This is a genomic window from Staphylococcus auricularis (genome assembly GCF_001500315.1).
In the GTDB taxonomy this organism is placed as follows: Bacteria; Bacillota; Bacilli; order Staphylococcales; family Staphylococcaceae; genus Staphylococcus; species Staphylococcus auricularis.
On the sequence record NZ_LLER01000047.1, the window covers coordinates 1 to 257 of the forward strand.

At 44.4% G+C, this 257-nt stretch carries 1 rRNA gene; it reads left to right on the top strand.

Going from position 1 to position 257, the window contains the following annotated elements:
• Positions 1–12 precede the first annotated feature (12 nt).
• Positions 13–257, top strand: a 23S ribosomal RNA gene (locus APS80_RS10435); the annotation flags it as partial.

Sequence of the window (257 nt, forward strand, 5' to 3'; positions counted from 1 at the left end):
GATTAATAACTAGATTAAGTTATTAAGGGCGCACGGTGAATGCCTTGGCACTAGAAGCCGATGAAGGACGTTACTAACGACGATATGCTTTGGGGAGCTGTAAGTAAGTTGTGATCCAGAGATTTCCGAATGGGGGAACCCAACACGAGTATGTCGTGTTATCGACATGTGAATTCATAGCATGTCAGATGGTAGACCCGGAGAACTGAAACATCTTAGTACCCGGAGGAAGAGAAAGAAAAATCGATTCCCTGAGT